The sequence below is a fragment of the Streptomyces sp. AC1-42W genome, from assembly GCF_003248355.1.
Lineage (GTDB): Bacteria > Actinomycetota > Actinomycetes > Streptomycetales > Streptomycetaceae > Streptomyces.
On sequence record NZ_QKWY01000001.1, the window covers coordinates 2,639,745 to 2,656,887 of the forward strand.

Here is a 17,143-nt window from a genome sequence, read left to right on the forward strand (position 1 = left end):
GCGCGGATGTGGCGCGGGTTGCTCCGGCGGAAGCTGGGCGCCATGAGTGACACGACACCGGTCAAACAGCAGAGCACCGCCGCCTTCTACGGGCAGGCCGTCGCCTCCTTCGGCGTGGCGATGGGCGCGGTGGCCCTCGGTATCTACTTCCTCGACGCGAACGCCTGGGTGCGCGGCTTCCTCGCCATCGGCGTCATGTATCTGGTGACCTCCTGCTTCACCCTGGCCAAGGTCATCCGGGACCGCCAGGAGGCGGGGCAGCTGGTCAGCCGGGTGGACCAGGCCCGGCTGGAGAAGATCCTCGCCGAGCACGACCCCTTCCAGAAGCTCTGAGCGCCTGCGGCGGTCCGCGGCGAAAGGTTTCCCTAAGCGCTTGCTCAGGATCGCGGTATGGTGTTCGTCCTGCTGACTGAGAGGGGCGAGCGACGATGAGCACGGCGCAGGAGACCGACGCCGAGGACCCGCCGTGGGCCGAGGTGACGCCCGAGGCCGCCCGGCGGCTCCTCGTCGCGGCCGTCGACGCCTTCGCCGAGCGCGGGTACCACGCGACCACCACCCGTGACATCGCGGGCCGCGCCGGCATGAGCCCCGCCGCGCTCTACATCCACTACAAGACGAAGGAAGAGCTGCTCCACCGGATCAGCCGCATCGGTCACGACCGGGCGCTGGCCCTGCTGGAGTCGGCCGCCGACAGCGGCGGCACCGCCGCCGAGCGCCTCGCCTCCGCCGTACGCTCCTTCGTCCGCTGGCACGCCGAACGCCACACCACCGCCCGCGTCGTCCAGTACGAGCTCGACGCGCTCGGCGAGGAGCACCGCACCGAGATCATCGCGCTGCGCCGCCGGACCGACGCGGTGGTGCGCCGGATCATCGGTGAGGGCGTCGCCTCCGGCGAGTTCGACGTGCCGGACGTGCCGGGGACCACGCTCGCGGTGCTCTCGCTCTGCATCGACGTGGCGCGGTGGTTCAACGCGCAGGGCAGCAGGACGCCCGACGAGGTCGGCGAGCTGTACGCCGGTCTGGTGCTGCGGATGGTCGCCGCCGGCCGCTGAACGCCGCGCGCTCAGAAGTAGTAGCGCGACACCGACTCGGCCACGCAGGCCGGCTTGTCGCCGCCCTCGCGCTCGACCGTCACCAGGGCGGTGATCTGCACTCCGCCGCCCGCCTCCTCCACGCTCTTGAGCACGGCGGTCGCCCGCAGCCGCGAGCCCACCGGCACGGGGGAGGGGAAGCGGACCTTGTTGGTGCCGTAGTTGATGCCCATCCGCGCGCCCTCGACGGCCATCACCTGCGGGACGAGCGCCGGCAGCAGCGACAGCGTCAGATAGCCGTGCGCGATGGTCCTCCCGAACGGGCCGGCCGCCGCCTTCTCCGGGTCCACATGAATCCACTGGTGGTCGCCCGTGGCGTCGGCGAACAGGTCGATCCGCTTCTGGTCGACCTCCAGCCAGTCGCTGTGGCCCAGCTGTTCGCCCACGCCGTCCCGCAGCTCCTGCGCGGAGTTGAAGATCCTCGGCTCTGCCATGTCCCCGGTCCCTGCCTTCCCGCTCTGCGTCCATCGCGCACTGTCTAAGCGCTTGCTCAGCATGGTTGGCGGGTGCGTTCCTGTCAACGACGGACCGCTGGCGCCGGGCCACGTAGGCTTCGACGGGTGCCCAAGATCCCGCAGACACTTCAAGAACTCACCGTCGGCCAGCTCTCCGCGCGCAGCGGCGCCGCCGTGTCGGCCCTGCACTTCTACGAGGCCAAGGGGCTGATCAGCAGCCGCCGCACCAGCGGCAACCAGCGCCGCTACAGCAGGGACGCCCTGCGCCGGGTCGCCTTCGTCCGGGCGGCCCAGCGGGTGGGCATCCCGCTGGCCACGATCCGCGAGGCGCTGGCCCAACTGCCCGAGGAGCGCACGCCCAACCGCGAGGACTGGGCGCGGCTCTCCCGCGCCTGGCGCGCAGAACTGGACGACCGGATCACGCGGCTGGCCCGGCTGCGGGACCATCTCACCGACTGCATCGGCTGCGGCTGCCTCTCGCTGGAGACCTGTGTGCTGTCCAACCCGGACGACATCAGCGGTGAGCGGATCAGCGGCTCCCGCCTGATGCCGGAACGCCCGGTGCGCCGTACGCCCGCCCCCGCGCCGGCCGCCCCCGCGCCGGCCGCTCCCGAACCGGTCGCCGCGACGGCGGAGTGCGCCGACGAGTGCGGCTGACGGACGCCGACCGGGGCTGACCCGCCGACCGGGGCTGACCCGCCGACCGGGGCTGACGCGCCGGCCAGGCCGGACGGGACGGTCACCCCGGTCGGCGGCCCGTCCCGCCCGCGGGCTCAGGCCGCCGAGGCCAGTTCGTCGGTGCGGGCGCGCCGGGCCCTCGCCAGGGCCGCCGGGGTGAGCACGGGCTGCGGCACCACGATCCCGCACCCCGTGCACACCGGCCCGGACCACGGCTCGCTGCCCAGGTCGTGCCGCCAGGTGATCCGGGGCCGGCCGCACACCGGGCAGCCGGTGCCCGGCTCGCCCTCCAGAGCCGTGATCAGCCGGCCCAGCACCTCGGCCAGCGGCACCGAGGGGTGCACCGCCGGGTCGTCGCAGCGCGCGACCCCGTTGTCGCCCCAGGTGCGCCGGTGCCAGTCGTCGAAGGCGGCGGGGCGGCGCAGCCCCCGGTGCTTCTCCCGCCTGCGGCGCTCCGCGAACCCCGCCTCGTAGCCGAGCCAGACCGCCCGGGCCCGCTCCAGTTCCTCCAGGGCCCGCACCAGCCGCACCGGGTCGGGGGCCCGGTCCTCGGGGTCGATGCCGTGCCGCGCGCACAGATGGTCCCAGGTCGCCCGGTGCCCGTAAGGGGCGAACCGCTCCAGGCACTTGCGCAGCGAGTACCGCCGCAGTGCCAGATCGCTCCCGGGATCGCGGACCTGTCTCGCCAGACTCCGGAAACCGGCCATTGAACCGCCACCTCCGTCGCTCGTACTCCGTCGCCCGTACTTCGGCGTCAGGGGATGGACGTACGACTGCCCGGATCGGCTCCCTCCAAGGGTGCGGATGTCCGACAGGTGAGACGCCCGCACAGCATCCGCCCGGATATGGCGATTCGGAGAAGGTGACCGATGTTCACCTTACCGGTCGGTCATACCGTCGGTAACCTGCCGCGCACTGGCCTCTCGGAGGAGTACGCATGCCCCCACGCACCCGTATGACCGCCCGCACCGGAACCACCAGAGCCGGGGCCGTCGCCGCCGCTCTCGCCCTCGGCACCTCGCTGCTCGCCGCCGCGCCCCACGCCGGCGCCGCCGAGGCGGACCCCGTCCCCGACCACTGCCAGGGGCAGTGCGCCGACATCCTGCCGCCAGGCGAGAACGGCAACGCCACCCTCGTCGAGATCCTCGGGAACAAGGCGTTCGGCACCCACCCCGCGCACAGCGACGACCAGCTCGACCGGTACGACGGCCTGGTCGCCGGGCACACCGGACTCACCGACCAAAAACTCACCGACTTCTTCAACGACGCCTCCTTCGGCGTCCCGGCGGACCGCGTCGAGTCCGTCACCTCGCCGCGCGACGACGTCACCATCACCCGCGACAAGGCGACCGGCGTCCCGCACATCAAGGGCACCACCCGCTACGGCACCGAGTTCGGCGCCGGGTACGCGGCCGGGCAGGACCGGCTCTGGCTGATGGACCTCTTCCGGCACATCGGGCGCGGCGAGCTGACCTCGTTCGCCGGCGGGGCCCTCGCCAACCAGGGCCTGGAGCAGCAGTTCTGGCCGCAGGCCCCGTACACCGAGGCCGACCTGGAGGCCCAGGTCGAGTACATCAGGACCCATGAGGGCGCCCGCGGCGAACAGGCCATGGCGGACGCGCAGGCGTATGTGGACGGCATCAACGCCTACCGCAAGAAGGCGAAGGACGGCCGCTACTTCCCCGGCGAGTACGTCCTCACCGGCAAGATCGACGCCCTCACCAACATCGGCGAGATCCAGCCGTTCGAACTGACCGACCTCATCTCCATCGCCTCCGTGGTCGGCGGCCAGTTCGGCGGCGGGGGCGGCGGCGAGGTACAGGCCGCGCTCTCGCTGCTCGCCGCCCAGCAGAAGTACGGCGTCGCCGAGGGCACGAAGGTGTGGGAGTCCTTCCGCCGGCGCAACGACCCGGAGGCCGTGCTCACCGTCCACGACGGCACCGCCTTCCCGTACGCCGGCAAGCCCGACAAGGCCGTCGGCACCGCGCTCCCCGACCCCGGCTCCGTCACCGCCGAACCCCTGATATACGACCGCACCGGCTCGGCGGGCACCGGGGTGAAGGCCCCGGTCGAGGCCCCGGCCACGCTCCGCGCGGCGCAGGGACTGTTCGACGACGGCGTCCTGCCGGAGGGCTCGCTGCCCGGCTCCGGGCCCGGCGCCCAGAAGCGCGGCATGTCCAACGCCCTGCTGGTCTCCGGCGCGCACACCGCGAGCGGCAACCCCGTCGCCGTGTTCGGACCGCAGACCGGCTACTTCGCCCCGCAGCTGATGATGCTCCAGGAGATCCAGGGCCCCGGCATCAGCGCCCGCGGCGTCTCCTTCGCCGGCGTCGGCATGTACATCCAGATGGGCCGGGGCCAGGACTACGCCTGGAGCGCCACCTCGGCCGGCCAGGACATCACCGACACCTACGCCGTCGAGCTGTGCGAGCCGGACGGCTCGGCGCCCGGCAAGGACGCCACGCACTACCTCCGCCGGGGCGTCTGCACGGCGATGGAGAAGATGGAGAAGGCCAACTCCTGGAAGCCCACCGTCGCGGACTCCACCGCCAAGGGCTCCTACCGGATGCGGGTGTGGCGCACGGACTACGGCATCGTCACCTACCGCGCCACGGTGGACGGCAAGCCGGTCGCGTACACCTCACTGCGCTCCACCTACCGCCACGAGGCCGACTCCATCATCGGTTTCCAGATGCTCAACGACCCGTCGTACGTCACCGACGCCGCCTCCTTCCAGCGCGCCGCGAGCAACATCGACTACGCGTTCAACTGGTTCTACGCGGACTCCCGCACCGCCGCCTACTACAACAGCGGCATGAACCCGGTACGCGCGGCCGGCGTGGACCCGGCGCTGCCGGTCCGGGCCGAGCAGGCGTACGAGTGGCAGGGCTACGACCCGGCCGCCAACACCGCCGCGTACACCCCGTTCGCCGAGCACCCTCACTCCAGCGGGCAGGACTACTACATCTCCTGGAACAACAAGCAGGCCGCGGGGTACGCCGCCGCCGGCTTCGGACTCAGCGCGGTGCACCGGGGCGACCTGCTCGACGACCGGGTCGCGAAGCTGGTCGGCGATGGCGGTGTCACCCGCGCCTCGCTGACCCGCGCCATGGCCGAGGCGGCCCTCACCGACCTGCGCGGCGAACAACTGCTCCCCGAGCTGCTGAAGGTCATCCGCTCCGAGCCGGTCACCGACCCGGAGCTGAACGCGGTCGTCCAGCAGCTGGACTCCTGGCGCGCGGCCGGCGCCCAGCGCAAGGAGACGAGCCCCGGCTCGCACACCTACGGCCACGCCGACGCGGTCCGGATCATGGACGCCTGGTGGCCGCGGCTGATCGAGGCGGAGTTCCGCCCCGGCCTCGGTGACGGCCTGTACGGGGCGCTGACCGCCAACCTGGCCACCGACGAGTCCCCGGCCGCCAGCCACGGACCGAGCGGGGCGCACAGCGGTTCGGCGTTCCAGTACGGCTGGTGGGGCTTCGCCGACAAGGACCTGCGCCAGGTGCTCGGGCAGCCGGTCGAGGGCCCGCTGGCCAGGGAGTACTGCGGCGGCGGCGACCTGGGCGCCTGCCGTACGGCGCTGCTGTCCTCGCTGAAGGAGGCGGCGGCGGTGCCGGCGGCGCAGGTCTACCCGGGCGACGCCGGCTGCGGGGCCGGCGACCAGTGGTGCACGGACTCCATCGTGCACCGGCCGCTGGGCGGCATCTCCCAGAAGTCCCTGCACTGGCAGAACCGCCCGACGTACCAGCAGGTGGTGGAGTTCCCGAGCCACCGCTGAGCCACCGCCCCACCGCCCCACCGCCCCACCGACCGGGGCCGGGCGGGCCCGCCGACGACGGACCCGCCCGGCCCCGGCTCAGCGGTAGCGCAGGTACCGCTTGCGTACGGCGCGGAAAGCCGCGAGGTCGTCCGCCCAGGCGCCCACCACCTCGTCCACGTCCGCCCCCGCGTCGATCATGGTGCGCACCCGCGTGTTGCCGGTGAGCTTGTCGATCCAGTTGTCGGGCCGCCAGGCGAACCCGCTCCACGTCCGCTTGGCCGTGACCAGCAGCGCGATCCCCGTACGCACCGGGTCGAAGACCTCGCGGTCCCGGACGTGCAGCTGCACCCCGCCCACCGTCTTCCCCTGGAACTTGGAGAACGTCGGCGCGAAGTACGCCTCGCGGAACGCGACCCCGGGCAGCTCCAGCGCGTTGGCGGCGTCCGCCCAGGCGTGGTCCAGGCCCTCCGCGCCCAGCAGCTCGAACGGACGGGTCGTGCCGCGCCCCTCGGAGAGGTTCGTCCCCTCGAAGAGGCAGGTGCCGGAGTAGACGAGGGCCGTGTCGGGCGTCGGCATGTTGGGGCTCGGCGGCACCCACGGCAGGCCCGTGTCGTCGAAGAACTCGGAGCGCGACCAGCCGGACATCGTCACGGTCTCCAGGTCGGCCGGGCGGTCCTTCAGGAACTCCCCGTTGAACAGCAGCGCCAGCTCCGCGACCGTCATCCCGTGCGCCTGCGCGATCTCCCGCCGCCCCACGAACGTGCCGAACGCCGGGTCCAGCACCGGCCCGAGCGCCGCCCGCCCGGACACCGGATTCGGCCGGTCCAGGACGACGAACCGCTTGCCCGCGAGCGCCGCCGCCTCCATGCAGTCGTACAGCGTCCAGATGTACGTGTAGAAGCGGGCGCCGACGTCCTGGATGTCGAAGACGACCGTGTCCACCCCGGACGCCGTGAACACGTCGGCCAGGGCCTGACCGCTCTTCAGATACGTGTCGTGGACCGGCAGCCCGGTCGCCGGGTCGTCGTACCGCCCTTCCGAGCCGCCCGCCTGCGCGGTGCCCCGGAAGCCGTGCTCCGGCCCGAAGACGGCTCGCAGGTCCACCCGGTCGTCCGGGTGCATCACATCCACGATGTGCCGGGCGTCCGGGGTGATCCCGGTCGGGTTGGTGACGATGCCGACCTTCTCGCCCGCCAGCAGCGCGTAGCCGTCGGCGGCCAGCCGGTCGAACCCGGTACGGACCCGCTGCCCGTTGCCCCTGCCGTTCCCCTTGCCGTGCCCCCGGCCGCCGGCCTGCGGCGACCCGGCCGCGGCGGACCCGGCCGTGGCCGCGAGGGCCCCCATCGCACCGCCGGCGGTCAGCAAACCACGCCTGGACAGGCTCATGCGGCTACCTCCAAGATCGCGACGAGTGTCATGGCCACGCACGCTAGCGCGCGGGCGGGCCGGGCGGAACGCATCCGGCACGGAAGCCCCCGGTGGGCGTGGCGCCCCCCTTCCCCGACGACATACCGACTGGTTAGTCTGCCAGGGGAGTCGATCGGGGGAACCGATCGGGAGAGGCGTGAGCGATGAGCATGGTGCGGGGCGCGGGCGTGGTGGTCACCGGGGCCGGAGGCGGCATCGGCGCCGCCCTCGCCCGCAGATTCGCCGCCGAGGGCGCACGGGTCGTCGTCAACGACCTCGACGAGGCCCGGATCACGGCGCTCGCCGGGGAGATCGGCGCCGTCGCGGTCGCAGGCGACGCCTCACGGATCGTGGACGCGGCCCGGAACGCGCTGGACGGCACCGTCGACGTCTACTGCGCCAACGCGGGCCTGGCCTCGCCCGGCGACCCGCTGGCCGACGAGGAGGTGTGGGCCGCCGCCTGGGACGTCAACGTCATGGCCCACGTCCGGGCGGCCCGCGCGCTCCTCCCGGACTGGCTGGAACGCGGGAGCGGCCGGTTCGTCGCCACCGCGTCCGCCGCCGGACTGCTGACCATGATCGGCGCGGCCCCGTACAGCGTCACCAAGCACGGCGCGGTCGCCTTCGCCGAGTGGCTCTCGCTGACCTACCGGCACCGCGGCCTCAAGGTCCACGCCATCTGCCCGCAGGGCGTACGCACCGACATGCTGACGGCGTCCGGTTCGGCCGGCGACCTCGTCCTCGCCCCCGGCGCCATCGAACCCGAGGCCGTCGCCGACGCCCTGTTCGACGCCATGGCCGAGGACCGCTTCCTCGTCCTGCCCCACCCCGAGGTCGCCGGCTACTACCGGGCCCGCGCCGACGACACCGAACGCTGGCTCCGCGGCATGAACCGCCTCCAGCGCACCTGGGAACAACCGGCCGGGTAGAAGTACCCCCGCGAAGTCGAGATCCTGGCCGCGCCGCCGCCGACGGCAAGTGGGAAGATCCTTCGGCGGGAACTGCGTTCACCCCGCTGAAACGACGTACCGGGCACTGCCCACCAAGGAACGGAAGGAAGGTGGCGGCCATGGCCAAGGAAATGGACGGGAGCGGCACCCCCGTCCCGCAGCGGCTGCTCGCCGCCGCCACCCGGCTCTTCGCCGAGCAGGGCTACGACCGCACCTCGGTGCAGGAGATCGTGGAGGCGGCCGGCGTCACCAAGGGGGCGCTCTACCACTACTTCGGCTCCAAGGAGGACCTGCTCCAGGAGGTGTACGCCCGGGTGCTGCGCCTCCAGCAGGAGCGGCTCGACGCCTTCGCGAACGCCGACGCGCCCATCGAGAAGCGGCTGCGCGACGCGGCGGCCGACGTGGTCGTCACCACCATCGAGAACCTCGACGACGCCTCGATCTTCTTCCGCTCCATGCACCACCTGAGCCCCGAGAAGAACAAGCAGGTGCGCGGCGAGCGGCGGCGCTACCACGAGCGCTTCCGCGCCCTGGTCGAGGAGGGCCGGCACAGCGGCGTGTTCTCCACGGCCACCCCGGCGGACCTCATCGTGGACTACCACTTCGGCTCGGTCCACCACCTGTCCACCTGGTACCGCCCGGACGGCCCCCTCACCCCGCAGGAGGTCGCCGACCACCTCGCCGACCTGCTGCTCCGCGCGCTCAGGCCGTGACCCCGCTCACGCCGTAGCGCCGGCCCCGCCCTCCCCGCCGCCGCCCAGCCGCCCGAGCAGCGCCGCGGCCGCCGGGTTGCGCGGCCGGGGCGCCCGGCCCACCAGCAGCACCGTCCGCGCGGCGGGCAGCGCCGCCCGGCCCGCCTCCGTCAGCACCACCCGGCGCCCGGTGCGTTCGAACAGCTCGGCACGGGCGGCGGTGGTGAAACCGCCGTGCGTGATCACCGCCATGAAGTGGCGCAGCTGGCGTATCTCCATCCCCGCACGCCAGCCACATCCATCTACCGAATCGATGGCTGCCGGCGATTCCATCTGTTGGACCGGCCGTGCGGCCGGGGCGAAGCTGGAGACATGGCGCACCTCCAGAGCTCCACCCGCATCCCCGTCCTGTGGGCCGCGGCCTACGGCCCCGACCGCCCCCGCCCGGTCCGGCTGCTGGCCCGCACCCTGCTGCGGATACGGGCCTTCGCCCGCGAACTGGCCCTGGCCGACCATGTGCCCGGCGGCGGCTACTGACGCCCCGAGGGCCGCTCCGGAGGCACTTCCCTAGAGATACTTCTTGATCTCCCGCCGGGCCAGCGAGCGCTGGTGCACCTCGTCCGGCCCGTCCGCGAGCCGCAGCGTCCGCGCCGACGCCCACAGCTCGGCCAGCGGGAAGTCCTGGCTCACCCCGCCCGCGCCGTGCAGCTGCACCGCCCGGTCCAGGATGTCGACCACCGCGCGCGGGGTGGCGATCTTGATGGACTGGATCTCGGTGTGCGCCCCCCGGTTGCCGACCGTGTCCATCAGCCAGGCCGTCTTGAGCACCAGCAGCCGCAGCTGCTCCACCGTGACCCGCGCGTCCGCGATCCAGTTCTGCACCACGCCCTGCTCGGCGAGCGGCTTGCCGAAGGCGGTACGGGAGACGGCGCGCCGGCACATCAGCTCGATGGCCCGCTCCGCCATCCCGATCAGCCGCATGCAGTGGTGGATGCGGCCCGGCCCCAGCCGGGCCTGGGCGATGGCGAAGCCGCCGCCCTCCTCGCCGATCAGGTTGGCCGCCGGCACCCGCACGTCCTCGAAGACCACCTCGGCGTGGCCGCCGTGCCAGTGGTCCTCGTAGCCGTACACCCGCATGGCGCGCTTCACGGTCAGGCCCGGGGTGTCGCGGGGGACGAGGATCTGCGACTGCCGGCGGCGGACGTCGGCGCCGTCCGGGTCGGTCTTGCCCATCACGATGAAGATCTCGCAGTCCGGGTGCATCGCCCCGGAGATGTACCACTTGCGGCCGTTGATGACGTAGTCACCGCCGTCGCGGATGATCCGGGTCTCGATGTTGGTCGCGTCCGACGAGGCGACCTCCGGCTCCGTCATCGCGAACGCGGAACGGATCTTCCCGGCCAGCAGCGGTTCCAGCCACCGCTTCTTCTGCTCGTCGGTGCCGAACTCGGCCAGCACCTCCATGTTCCCGGTGTCCGGCGCGCCGCAGTTGGTCGCGGTGGGCGCCAGGCGCGGCGAGCGGCCCAGGATCTCCGCCAGCGGCGCGTACTGCAGGTTGGTCAGCCCGGCGCCGTGCTCGGTGTCCGGCAGGAAGAGGTTCCACAGGCCCTGCCGGCGCGCCTCCGCCTTGAGGTCCTCCACGATCGGCGGCGTCCGCCAGGGCGAGTCCAGCGCGGCGCGCTGCTCGTCGGCGATCCGCTCGGCCGGGTGGACGTGCTCGTCCATGAAGGCGAGCAGCCGGGCGCGCAGCTCCTCGGTGCGGGCGTCGAATGCGAAGTCCATGGCGTGGGTCAGCCTTCCTGGAGGGTGGTGAGGCCGTGCTCGATGAAGACGGGGACGAGGTCGCCGATGCGGTCGAAGCCGGCGCCGACCGTCTGGCCCAGGGTGTAGCGGTAGTGGATGCCCTCCAGGATCACGGCGAGCTTGAACCAGGCGAACGCGGTGTACCAGGAGAGGGCGGAGGTGTCCCGGCCGGAGCGGGCCGCGTAGCGCTCGATCAGCTCGGCGGGGGAGGGGTGGCCGGGCGCGCCGCTGGTGGTGGAGACGGGCGACTCGGGCAGGCCCAGGTCGGAGCTGTACATCACCAGCAGCCCGAGGTCGGTGAGCGGGTCGCCGAGCGTGGACATCTCCCAGTCCAGGACGGCCTTGATGGCGTCGTCGGCGCCGATCAGCGCGTTGTCCAGGCGGTAGTCGCCGTGCACCACGGTGGGCGCGGGGGAGACGGGCAGGTCGCGGCCGAGCGCCGTGTGCAGGGCGTCGATGCCGGGCAGTTCGCGGTCGCGGGAGGCGTCCAGTTGCTTGCCCCAGCGCCGCAGCTGGCGCTCCAGGAAGCCTTCGGGCCGCCCGAAGTCGCCGAGACCGACCGCCTCGGGGTCCACCGCGTGCAGCTCGACCAGGGTGTCGACCAGGGCGAGCACCGCCGCGCGGGTGCGGTCCGGGCCGAGCGGGACCAGCTGCTCCGCCGTGCGGTACGGGGTGCCCTCGACGTACTCCATGACGTAGAACGGCGCGCCGATGACGGTGTCGTCCTCGCAGAGCAGCAGCGGCTCGGGCACCGGTACGGCGGTCGGGTGCAGGGCGCTGATCACGCGGTGCTCGCGCCTCATGTCGTGCGCGGTGGCCAGCACGTGCCCGAGCGGTGGGCGGCGGACCACCCAGCGCGCGGTGCCGTCGGTGACGACATAGGTCAGGTTCGACCGGCCGCCCTCCACGACGCGGGCGTCGAGCGGTCCGTTCACCAGGCCCGGCCGCTCGCGGTCCAGCTGTCCGCGCAGCCGGCCGAGATCGAGACCTGGCGGATGGGCGTGACTCATCGTGCGTACCTCCGGGATGGGCGAACGGTCGGTCTCATGATGCCGACCAGTCGGTATGTCGTCCAGTCCGTGTGACGCCCCGGCTGAGTTGCGGGCGCCCCCGACCGCCGGGAGGGTCGGAACATGAAGGCGATCAGTTACAGCGGATTCGGCGACACGGACGTCCTGGAGTACGGGGAGCGGCCCGACCCGAAGGTGGCCCCCGACGCCGTCCTGGTCAAGGTGCGGGCCGCCGCCGTGAACCCCGTCGACCGGCAGGCCCGAGAGGGGAAGCTCGACGGCGTCCTGGACACGGTCTTCCCGGTGATCCCCGGTTGGGACGTCTCCGGGGTCGTCGTCCAGCCCGGCGTCGCCGTGGACGAGTTCGCGGTGGGCGACGAGGTCATCGGCTATGTGCGCGAGGACTTCCTGAGCCGGGGGACCTTCGCCGAGTACGTGGCCGCGCCCGTGCGCACCCTCGCGCGCAAACCGCTGCGCCTCAGCTTCGAGGAGGCGGCCGGACTGCCGCTGGCCGGGCTCACCGCGTACCAGGTCCTCCACCGCACCCTGCGCGTCCGGGAGGGCGAGACCGTCCTCGTCCACGCCGCGGCCGGCGGCGTGGGCTCGCTCGCCGTCCAGCTCGCCCGGCACACCGGCTGCCGCGTCATCGGCACCGCGAGCGAACGCAACCACGACCATCTGCGGCGGCTCGGCGCGGAGCCCGTGGAGTACGGCGACGGGCTCGTGGACCGGCTGCGGGCCCTGGCCCCCGACGGCATCGACGCCGCCTTCGACACCGTGGGCGGGGACGCGCTGCGCGCCTCCGCCGAGACCCTGGCCCCCGGCGGGCGGCTGGCCTCCATCGTGGACACCGAGGTGTTCTCGTACGGCGGCCGGTACGCGTTCGTCCGCCCCGACGCCGCCGATCTGGCGCACCTGGCGGAACTGGCCGAGCAGGGCATCGTCACCGTCCACGTCGACCGGGTCTTCCCGCTGGCCGAGACGGCGGCGGCCCAGCGGCTCAACGCCGAGGGACGCACCCGCGGCAAGATCGTCGTCACGGTCGACTGGGACGCCCCGGAGGACTGAGGCGTACGGGCGGCGGGCAGGGAGGCACGCCCCGGCGGGCCGGGAGGCCCCTTCCGGTGGGCGCCGGTCAGAACAGCATGGCCGCCGCGAACACCGCCAGCGCCAGCGTGCACGCGGCGGCCGTGAGCGCGCCGCCCGCCGCCAGCGGACGCGGCCGGGCGCCGCCCAGGCTCTGCACCCGGCGGTGGGCGACCCCCAGGAAGCCCAGCCAGGCCAGTGCGGTCAGCGACAGCGCGATGACCCCGGCGCCCGTCGCCCCGTCGTGCAGCGCCTGCTTCACACCCAGCACCGCGGCCACCGTGCAGGACAGCGTCGTACGCCGCCACGCCAGCCGGGTCCGCTCGGGCTGGAGGCCCGGATCGCGCGCGCCCGTCGTCAACGGCCCTCCCAGCCGAAGACGACCACCACCACCATCGCCACCGCCACCACGGCCACCGCGAGGCTCAGCAGCGTCGGGAACCGCGAGACCGGCAGGTCCTCACCGCGCCGCATCGCCCGTTCGCACCGCATCCAGTGGTTGACCGCCCGCAGCGCGCACAGCACCCCGGCCGCCAGCAGCGCCAGGGCCAGCCCCGCCCGCACCCCCCAGGACAGCTCCGGCAGGAACTGGTCCACCGCGAAGCCCCCGCCGATGAGCGCAAGCGCCGTCCGAATCCACGCGAGGAACGTCCGCTCGTTGGCGAGCGAGAAACGGTAGTCCGGCGTCTCGCCCTCACCGCGGATGCGCTGCGGCGCGAACCACAACCGCAGACTTTGTACGAATTCGTTCACGCCTGGACCTTAGACCGCCCGGAACGCTCGCAGCCGCCGGTGGCAGTCGAGGCCGTCCGGCACCCACGGCCGGTCCCCGAGCCGCCGCTCCAGCTCCGCGTCGTCCCAGAAGGCGTGCCAGTCGATCTCCTCCGCCTGCGGCCGCACCGGAAGCTCGCACCTCACCTGGTACACGGCGCACCACCAGGTGTGCCGGCCGCCCTCGTAGAGGAACCGGAACAGCGGCTCCGGGCGGGGGAGGCCCGAGACGCCCAACTCCTCCTCAGCCTCCCGCAGGGCCGCCTCGTCGTAGCTCTCGCCCGCGCCGACCACCCCGCCGACGAACATGTCGTAGTGCGAGGGGAACACCAGCTTCGTGGCGGTCCTGCGGTGCACGAAGATCCGGCCGTCCGCGTCCCGCACCTCGATGAAGACGCAGCGGTGGCGCAGCCCCCGCGCCGTCGCCTCGCCGCGCGGCGCCTGCCCCACGACCACGTCGTTCTCGTCGACGATGTCCAGGATCTCGTCGGAAGGCGGCGTGCCCGCGGAATCGGAAGGCCGCATGCCCGCGGAATCGTAAGGCGGCGTGCCCGCGGAATCGGAGGGCGGCATGCCCGCAGAAGGTGTCATGCCCGCCATCCAACCGCAGCCGCCCCGGCCCCTGCCGCACCGCCCGCTCTCAGCGCCGCTGGAGGCTGTGCGTCCCCCGGCGCGCCGGCCCCGCCGGCATCGCCGGGTGCAGGCCCAGCAGTACGATCCCGGACACGATCGCCGCCAGCCCGGCGGCCTGCCAGGCCAGCGCGCCCGCGTCCGTACGGACCTGGTCGCCCATGAACCCGATCCCGCAGGCGATCCCGGCCAGCGGCTGGGCCGCCGTCAGGGCGGGCAGCGACATCCGCAGCGGCCCCGTCTCGAACGCGCTCTGCACCAGCAGCAGCCCGGTCACCCCCAGGACCACCACCGCGTACGGCTGCCAGGACGTCAGCAGCCCGGCGAGCCCCGACTCCGAGAAGCGCTGCCCGCTGACCCGGGTGAGCGCGTCCTGCAATCCGTACAGCAGCCCGGCCGCCACCGCCAGCAGCGCGGGGGAGGCCGTCGAACGGCGGCGCTTGGCGATCGCGGTGAGCAGCAGGGCGAGCCCGGCCACCGCGCCCACCACCAGCCAGTGCCGCAGCGGGGCCGCCACCGCCCGGCCGCCCTGCGGCTCGCCGGCCACCAGGAACGCGGCGACCCCGCCGGCCAGCAGCCACAGCCCCGCCCAGCCCTGCCGGCCCAGCCGCTGCCCGGTGCGGTGCCGGGACAGGGCCATCGCGAAGAGCAGATTGGTCGCCAGCAGCGGTTCGACCAGGGACACCTCGCCCTTGCCGAGCGCCAGCGCCCCCAGGACCATCCCGCAGACCATCAGCGCGATTCCGGCCAGCCAGCTGCGCACCTTCATCAGGTCGAGCAGCAGCCGGAACGTCAGATAGTCGCGCTTGGGCGCGTGGGCGGCGGCGGCCTGCTGGAACACGAAGCCGAACCCCAGGCAGCACGCGGCGGACACGGCGAGCACGAGGACCAGCACCGACACGCTTCTGCACCCCACGTCAGGCCGGAAGAGAGGTGATGTGCTCCGACGATAGCGGCCGCACCGGCCCGAACGGCGACAGCGCGGCCGACCGGGCGGTTGACGCGGGGACGGCCCGTGCCCAAGATCTGACGCACCGGTAACTTCGCGAGCCCCGACAAGGATGGAAGCCATGGCGTACGACGCTGATGTGATCGTGATCGGGGCGGGGCTCGCGGGACTCGTGGCCACCGCGGAGCTGGTCGACGCCGGGCGTTCGGTGATCCTGCTCGACCAGGAGCCCGAGCAGTCGCTCGGCGGCCAGGCCCACTGGTCCTTCGGCGGCCTTTTTCTCGTGGACTCGCCCGAACAGCGCCGGATGCGCATCCGGGACAGCCGCGAGCTGGCCCTCCAGGACTGGATGGGCACGGCCGGCTTCGACCGCGACGAGGACCACTGGCCCCGCACATGGGCCGAGGCGTACGTCGACTTCGCGGCCGGCGAGAAGCGCGCCTGGCTGCGCGCGCAGGGCCTGCGCCTCTTCCCCGTCGTCGGCTGGGCCGAACGCGGCGGCTACGACGCCAACGGCCACGGCAACTCCGTGCCCCGCTTCCACATCACCTGGGGCACCGGACCCGGCGTCGTCGCCCCCTTCGAACGCCGCGTCCGCGAGGGCGTCGCCAAGGGCCTGGTCGCCTTCCGCTTCCGTCACCGGGTCACCGGCCTCGCCCGCACCGGGGGCGCCGTGGACACGGCGACCGGCGAGATCCTGGAGCCGAGCGCCGTCCCGCGCGGAACCGCCAGCGGCCGGGAGGTCGCCGGCACCTTCGAACTGCGCGCCCAGGCGGTGATCGTCACCTCCGGCGGCATCGGCGGCAACCACGACCTCGTACGCGCACAGTGGCCCGACCGGCTCGGCACCCCGCCGGCCAAGCTGCTCTCCGGCGTCCCCGCGCATGTGGACGGGCTGATGCTCGGCATCGCCGAGGAGGCCGGCGCCCACCACATCAACCGCGACCGGATGTGGCACTACACCGAGGGCATCGAGAACTGGAACCCCGTCTGGGACAAGCACGCCATCCGCATCCTGCCCGGCCCGTCCTCGCTCTGGCTGGACGCGACCGGCAAGCGGCTGCCCGTCCCGCTCTTCCCCGGCTTCGACACCCTCGGCACCCTCGAACACATCATGCGCACCGGCCACGACTACACCTGGTTCGTGCTGGACCGGAAGATCATCGGCAAGGAGTTCGCGCTCTCCGGTTCCGAGCAGAACCCCGACCTGACCGGCAAGTCGGTCCGGGACGTCATCGGCCGCGCCCGCGCCGACGTGCCGGGACCCGTCAAGGCGTTCATGGACCACGGCGCGGACTTCGTCGTGGAGAAGGACCTCGGCGCCCTCGTCCGCGGCATGAACGCGCTCACCGGCGACGGGCTCATCGACGAGGACGCGCTGCGCCACGAGATCACCGCCCGCGACCGCGAGATCGCCAACCCCTTCACCAAGGACCTCCAGATCACCGCGATCCGGGGCGCCCGCTCCTACATCGGCGACAAGCTGATCCGCACCGCGCCGCCCCACCGCATCCTCGACCCCAAGGCCGGCCCGCTCATCGCCGTACGGCTGAACATCCTGACCCGCAAGTCGCTCGGCGGCCTGGAGACCGACCTGTCGTCCCGCGTCCTGACCCCGGACGGCACCCCGCTGGCCGGGGTGTACGCGGCCGGGGAGGCGGCCGGGTTCGGCGGCGGCGGGGTGCACGGCTACCGCTCCCTGGAGGGCACCTTCCTCGGCGGCTGCATCTTCTCCGGCCGCTCCGCCGGCCGCGCGGCGGCCCACGCCGTGGGGTAGCGGAGCCGGGCGCCGGGCGCGTCCGTACGGAGGGGTTCCGGCGCCGGAACCGTGGACCGGCGCCGTATCCGGGCATGGGAAGAA

The 17,143-nt window shown here is 73.2% G+C and carries 19 protein-coding genes; 9 read left to right on the forward strand and 10 right to left on the reverse strand.

What is annotated here, in order from left to right; translation table 11 throughout:
• Positions 1 to 42: 42 nt before the first annotated feature.
• The gene (locus DNK56_RS12175) at positions 43 to 333 is read left to right on the forward strand and encodes a YiaA/YiaB family inner membrane protein (RefSeq protein WP_111335726.1); all 291 of its coding nucleotides are present in this window, start codon (positions 43 to 45) and stop codon (positions 331 to 333) included.
• Positions 334 to 428: 95 nt separating this feature from the next.
• On the forward strand, positions 429 to 1,052 hold the full coding sequence (locus DNK56_RS12180; RefSeq protein ID WP_111333439.1) for a TetR/AcrR family transcriptional regulator: 624 nt from the start codon (positions 429 to 431) through the stop codon (positions 1,050 to 1,052).
• Between the two features lie 11 nt (positions 1,053 to 1,063).
• Here DNK56_RS12180 and DNK56_RS12185 read toward each other — a convergent pair whose 3' ends face one another.
• Positions 1,064 to 1,525: a MaoC family dehydratase gene (locus DNK56_RS12185; protein ID WP_111333442.1), complete on the reverse strand. Its 462-nt coding sequence runs from the start codon at positions 1,523 to 1,525 to the stop codon at positions 1,064 to 1,066.
• 126 nt (positions 1,526 to 1,651) lie between these two features.
• Here DNK56_RS12185 and soxR point away from each other — a divergent pair, with 126 nt between their 5' ends.
• The gene (gene soxR, locus DNK56_RS12190) at positions 1,652 to 2,203 is read left to right on the forward strand and encodes a redox-sensitive transcriptional activator SoxR (RefSeq protein WP_241989848.1); all 552 of its coding nucleotides are present in this window, start codon (positions 1,652 to 1,654) and stop codon (positions 2,201 to 2,203) included.
• A 116-nt stretch (positions 2,204 to 2,319) separates the two neighbouring features.
• Here soxR and DNK56_RS12195 read toward each other — a convergent pair whose 3' ends face one another.
• Positions 2,320 to 2,931 (reverse strand): hypothetical protein, encoded by a 612-nt coding sequence (locus tag DNK56_RS12195; RefSeq protein ID WP_111333444.1) that lies wholly within the window; start codon positions 2,929 to 2,931, stop codon positions 2,320 to 2,322.
• A gap of 230 nt (positions 2,932 to 3,161) precedes the next feature.
• Here DNK56_RS12195 and DNK56_RS12200 point away from each other — a divergent pair, with 230 nt between their 5' ends.
• Positions 3,162 to 6,002, forward strand: coding sequence for a penicillin acylase family protein (locus tag DNK56_RS12200; RefSeq protein WP_111333447.1), 2,841 nt, complete (start codon positions 3,162 to 3,164; stop codon positions 6,000 to 6,002).
• A gap of 78 nt (positions 6,003 to 6,080) precedes the next feature.
• On the opposite strand, the gene DNK56_RS12205 is transcribed toward DNK56_RS12200, so the two are convergent.
• On the reverse strand, positions 6,081 to 7,370 hold the full coding sequence (locus DNK56_RS12205) for an exo-beta-N-acetylmuramidase NamZ family protein (protein ID WP_111333450.1): 1,290 nt from the start codon (positions 7,368 to 7,370) through the stop codon (positions 6,081 to 6,083).
• A gap of 185 nt (positions 7,371 to 7,555) precedes the next feature.
• Here DNK56_RS12205 and DNK56_RS12210 point away from each other — a divergent pair, with 185 nt between their 5' ends.
• Together DNK56_RS12210 and DNK56_RS12215 are read left to right on the forward strand one after the other, a co-directional pair.
• A complete protein-coding gene (locus tag DNK56_RS12210; RefSeq protein WP_111333453.1) occupies positions 7,556 to 8,320 on the forward strand; it encodes an SDR family oxidoreductase in 765 nt (254 codons plus the stop codon).
• 140 nt (positions 8,321 to 8,460) lie between these two features.
• On the forward strand, positions 8,461 to 9,054 hold the full coding sequence (locus DNK56_RS12215; protein WP_111333456.1) for a TetR/AcrR family transcriptional regulator: 594 nt from the start codon (positions 8,461 to 8,463) through the stop codon (positions 9,052 to 9,054).
• 6 nt (positions 9,055 to 9,060) lie between these two features.
• Here the strand turns inward: DNK56_RS12215 and DNK56_RS36685 are convergent, their stop codons facing one another.
• The gene (locus DNK56_RS36685; protein WP_446750430.1) at positions 9,061 to 9,312 is read right to left on the reverse strand and encodes a hypothetical protein; all 252 of its coding nucleotides are present in this window, start codon (positions 9,310 to 9,312) and stop codon (positions 9,061 to 9,063) included.
• 93 nt (positions 9,313 to 9,405) lie between these two features.
• Here DNK56_RS36685 and DNK56_RS35330 point away from each other — a divergent pair, with 93 nt between their 5' ends.
• A complete protein-coding gene (locus tag DNK56_RS35330) occupies positions 9,406 to 9,570 on the forward strand; it encodes a hypothetical protein (RefSeq protein WP_199563777.1) in 165 nt (54 codons plus the stop codon).
• Positions 9,571 to 9,600: 30 nt separating this feature from the next.
• Here DNK56_RS35330 and DNK56_RS12225 read toward each other — a convergent pair whose 3' ends face one another.
• A complete protein-coding gene (locus tag DNK56_RS12225) occupies positions 9,601 to 10,815 on the reverse strand; it encodes an acyl-CoA dehydrogenase family protein (RefSeq protein ID WP_111333459.1) in 1,215 nt (404 codons plus the stop codon).
• Positions 10,816 to 10,823: 8 nt separating this feature from the next.
• Positions 10,824 to 11,846: a phosphotransferase family protein gene (locus DNK56_RS12230; RefSeq protein WP_111333461.1), complete on the reverse strand. Its 1,023-nt coding sequence runs from the start codon at positions 11,844 to 11,846 to the stop codon at positions 10,824 to 10,826.
• Positions 11,847 to 11,969: 123 nt separating this feature from the next.
• Here DNK56_RS12230 and DNK56_RS12235 point away from each other — a divergent pair, with 123 nt between their 5' ends.
• Positions 11,970 to 12,914, forward strand: coding sequence for an NADP-dependent oxidoreductase (locus DNK56_RS12235; protein WP_111333464.1), 945 nt, complete (start codon positions 11,970 to 11,972; stop codon positions 12,912 to 12,914).
• A gap of 67 nt (positions 12,915 to 12,981) precedes the next feature.
• Here DNK56_RS12235 and DNK56_RS12240 read toward each other — a convergent pair whose 3' ends face one another.
• The 4 genes from DNK56_RS12240 to DNK56_RS12255 form a co-directional block, all read right to left on the reverse strand.
• Complete coding sequence (locus DNK56_RS12240) at positions 12,982 to 13,293, reverse strand: DUF202 domain-containing protein (protein ID WP_111333466.1); 312 nt, start codon at positions 13,291 to 13,293, stop codon at positions 12,982 to 12,984.
• Positions 13,290 to 13,685: a YidH family protein gene (locus DNK56_RS12245; RefSeq protein ID WP_111333469.1), complete on the reverse strand. Its 396-nt coding sequence runs from the start codon at positions 13,683 to 13,685 to the stop codon at positions 13,290 to 13,292. Before DNK56_RS12245 ends, DNK56_RS12240 begins: the two co-directional genes overlap by 4 nt.
• Before the next feature lie 9 nt (positions 13,686 to 13,694).
• Positions 13,695 to 14,228, reverse strand: coding sequence for an NUDIX domain-containing protein (locus tag DNK56_RS12250; RefSeq protein WP_111333472.1), 534 nt, complete (start codon positions 14,226 to 14,228; stop codon positions 13,695 to 13,697).
• Positions 14,229 to 14,343: 115 nt separating this feature from the next.
• Positions 14,344 to 15,234, reverse strand: a complete 891-nt coding sequence (locus DNK56_RS12255) for a DMT family transporter (RefSeq protein WP_111333474.1) — start codon at positions 15,232 to 15,234, stop codon at positions 14,344 to 14,346.
• A gap of 169 nt (positions 15,235 to 15,403) precedes the next feature.
• On the opposite strand from DNK56_RS12255, the gene DNK56_RS12260 reads away from it, so the two are divergent.
• Positions 15,404 to 17,059 (forward strand): FAD-binding dehydrogenase, encoded by a 1,656-nt coding sequence (locus DNK56_RS12260; RefSeq protein WP_111333477.1) that lies wholly within the window; start codon positions 15,404 to 15,406, stop codon positions 17,057 to 17,059.
• Positions 17,060 to 17,143: the final 84 nt, after the last annotated feature.

Coding starts and splice junctions, on each gene's coding strand:
- DNK56_RS12175 (WP_111335726.1), top strand. CDS start 43: ATGAGTGACACGACACCGGTCAAACAGCAGAGCACCGCCGCCTTCTAC.
- DNK56_RS12180 (WP_111333439.1), top strand. CDS start 429: ATGAGCACGGCGCAGGAGACCGACGCCGAGGACCCGCCGTGGGCCGAG.
- DNK56_RS12185 (WP_111333442.1), bottom strand. CDS start 1,525: ATGGCAGAGCCGAGGATCTTCAACTCCGCGCAGGAGCTGCGGGACGGC.
- DNK56_RS12195 (WP_111333444.1), bottom strand. CDS start 2,931: ATGGCCGGTTTCCGGAGTCTGGCGAGACAGGTCCGCGATCCCGGGAGC.
- DNK56_RS12200 (WP_111333447.1), top strand. CDS start 3,162: ATGCCCCCACGCACCCGTATGACCGCCCGCACCGGAACCACCAGAGCC.
- DNK56_RS12205 (WP_111333450.1), bottom strand. CDS start 7,370: ATGAGCCTGTCCAGGCGTGGTTTGCTGACCGCCGGCGGTGCGATGGGG.
- DNK56_RS12210 (WP_111333453.1), top strand. CDS start 7,556: ATGAGCATGGTGCGGGGCGCGGGCGTGGTGGTCACCGGGGCCGGAGGC.
- DNK56_RS12215 (WP_111333456.1), top strand. CDS start 8,461: ATGGCCAAGGAAATGGACGGGAGCGGCACCCCCGTCCCGCAGCGGCTG.
- DNK56_RS36685 (WP_446750430.1), bottom strand. CDS start 9,312: ATGGAGATACGCCAGCTGCGCCACTTCATGGCGGTGATCACGCACGGC.
- DNK56_RS35330 (WP_199563777.1), top strand. CDS start 9,406: ATGGCGCACCTCCAGAGCTCCACCCGCATCCCCGTCCTGTGGGCCGCG.
- DNK56_RS12225 (WP_111333459.1), bottom strand. CDS start 10,815: ATGGACTTCGCATTCGACGCCCGCACCGAGGAGCTGCGCGCCCGGCTG.
- DNK56_RS12230 (WP_111333461.1), bottom strand. CDS start 11,846: ATGAGTCACGCCCATCCGCCAGGTCTCGATCTCGGCCGGCTGCGCGGA.
- DNK56_RS12235 (WP_111333464.1), top strand. CDS start 11,970: ATGAAGGCGATCAGTTACAGCGGATTCGGCGACACGGACGTCCTGGAG.
- DNK56_RS12250 (WP_111333472.1), bottom strand. CDS start 14,228: ATGCGGCCTTCCGATTCCGCGGGCACGCCGCCTTCCGACGAGATCCTG.
- DNK56_RS12260 (WP_111333477.1), top strand. CDS start 15,404: ATGGCGTACGACGCTGATGTGATCGTGATCGGGGCGGGGCTCGCGGGA.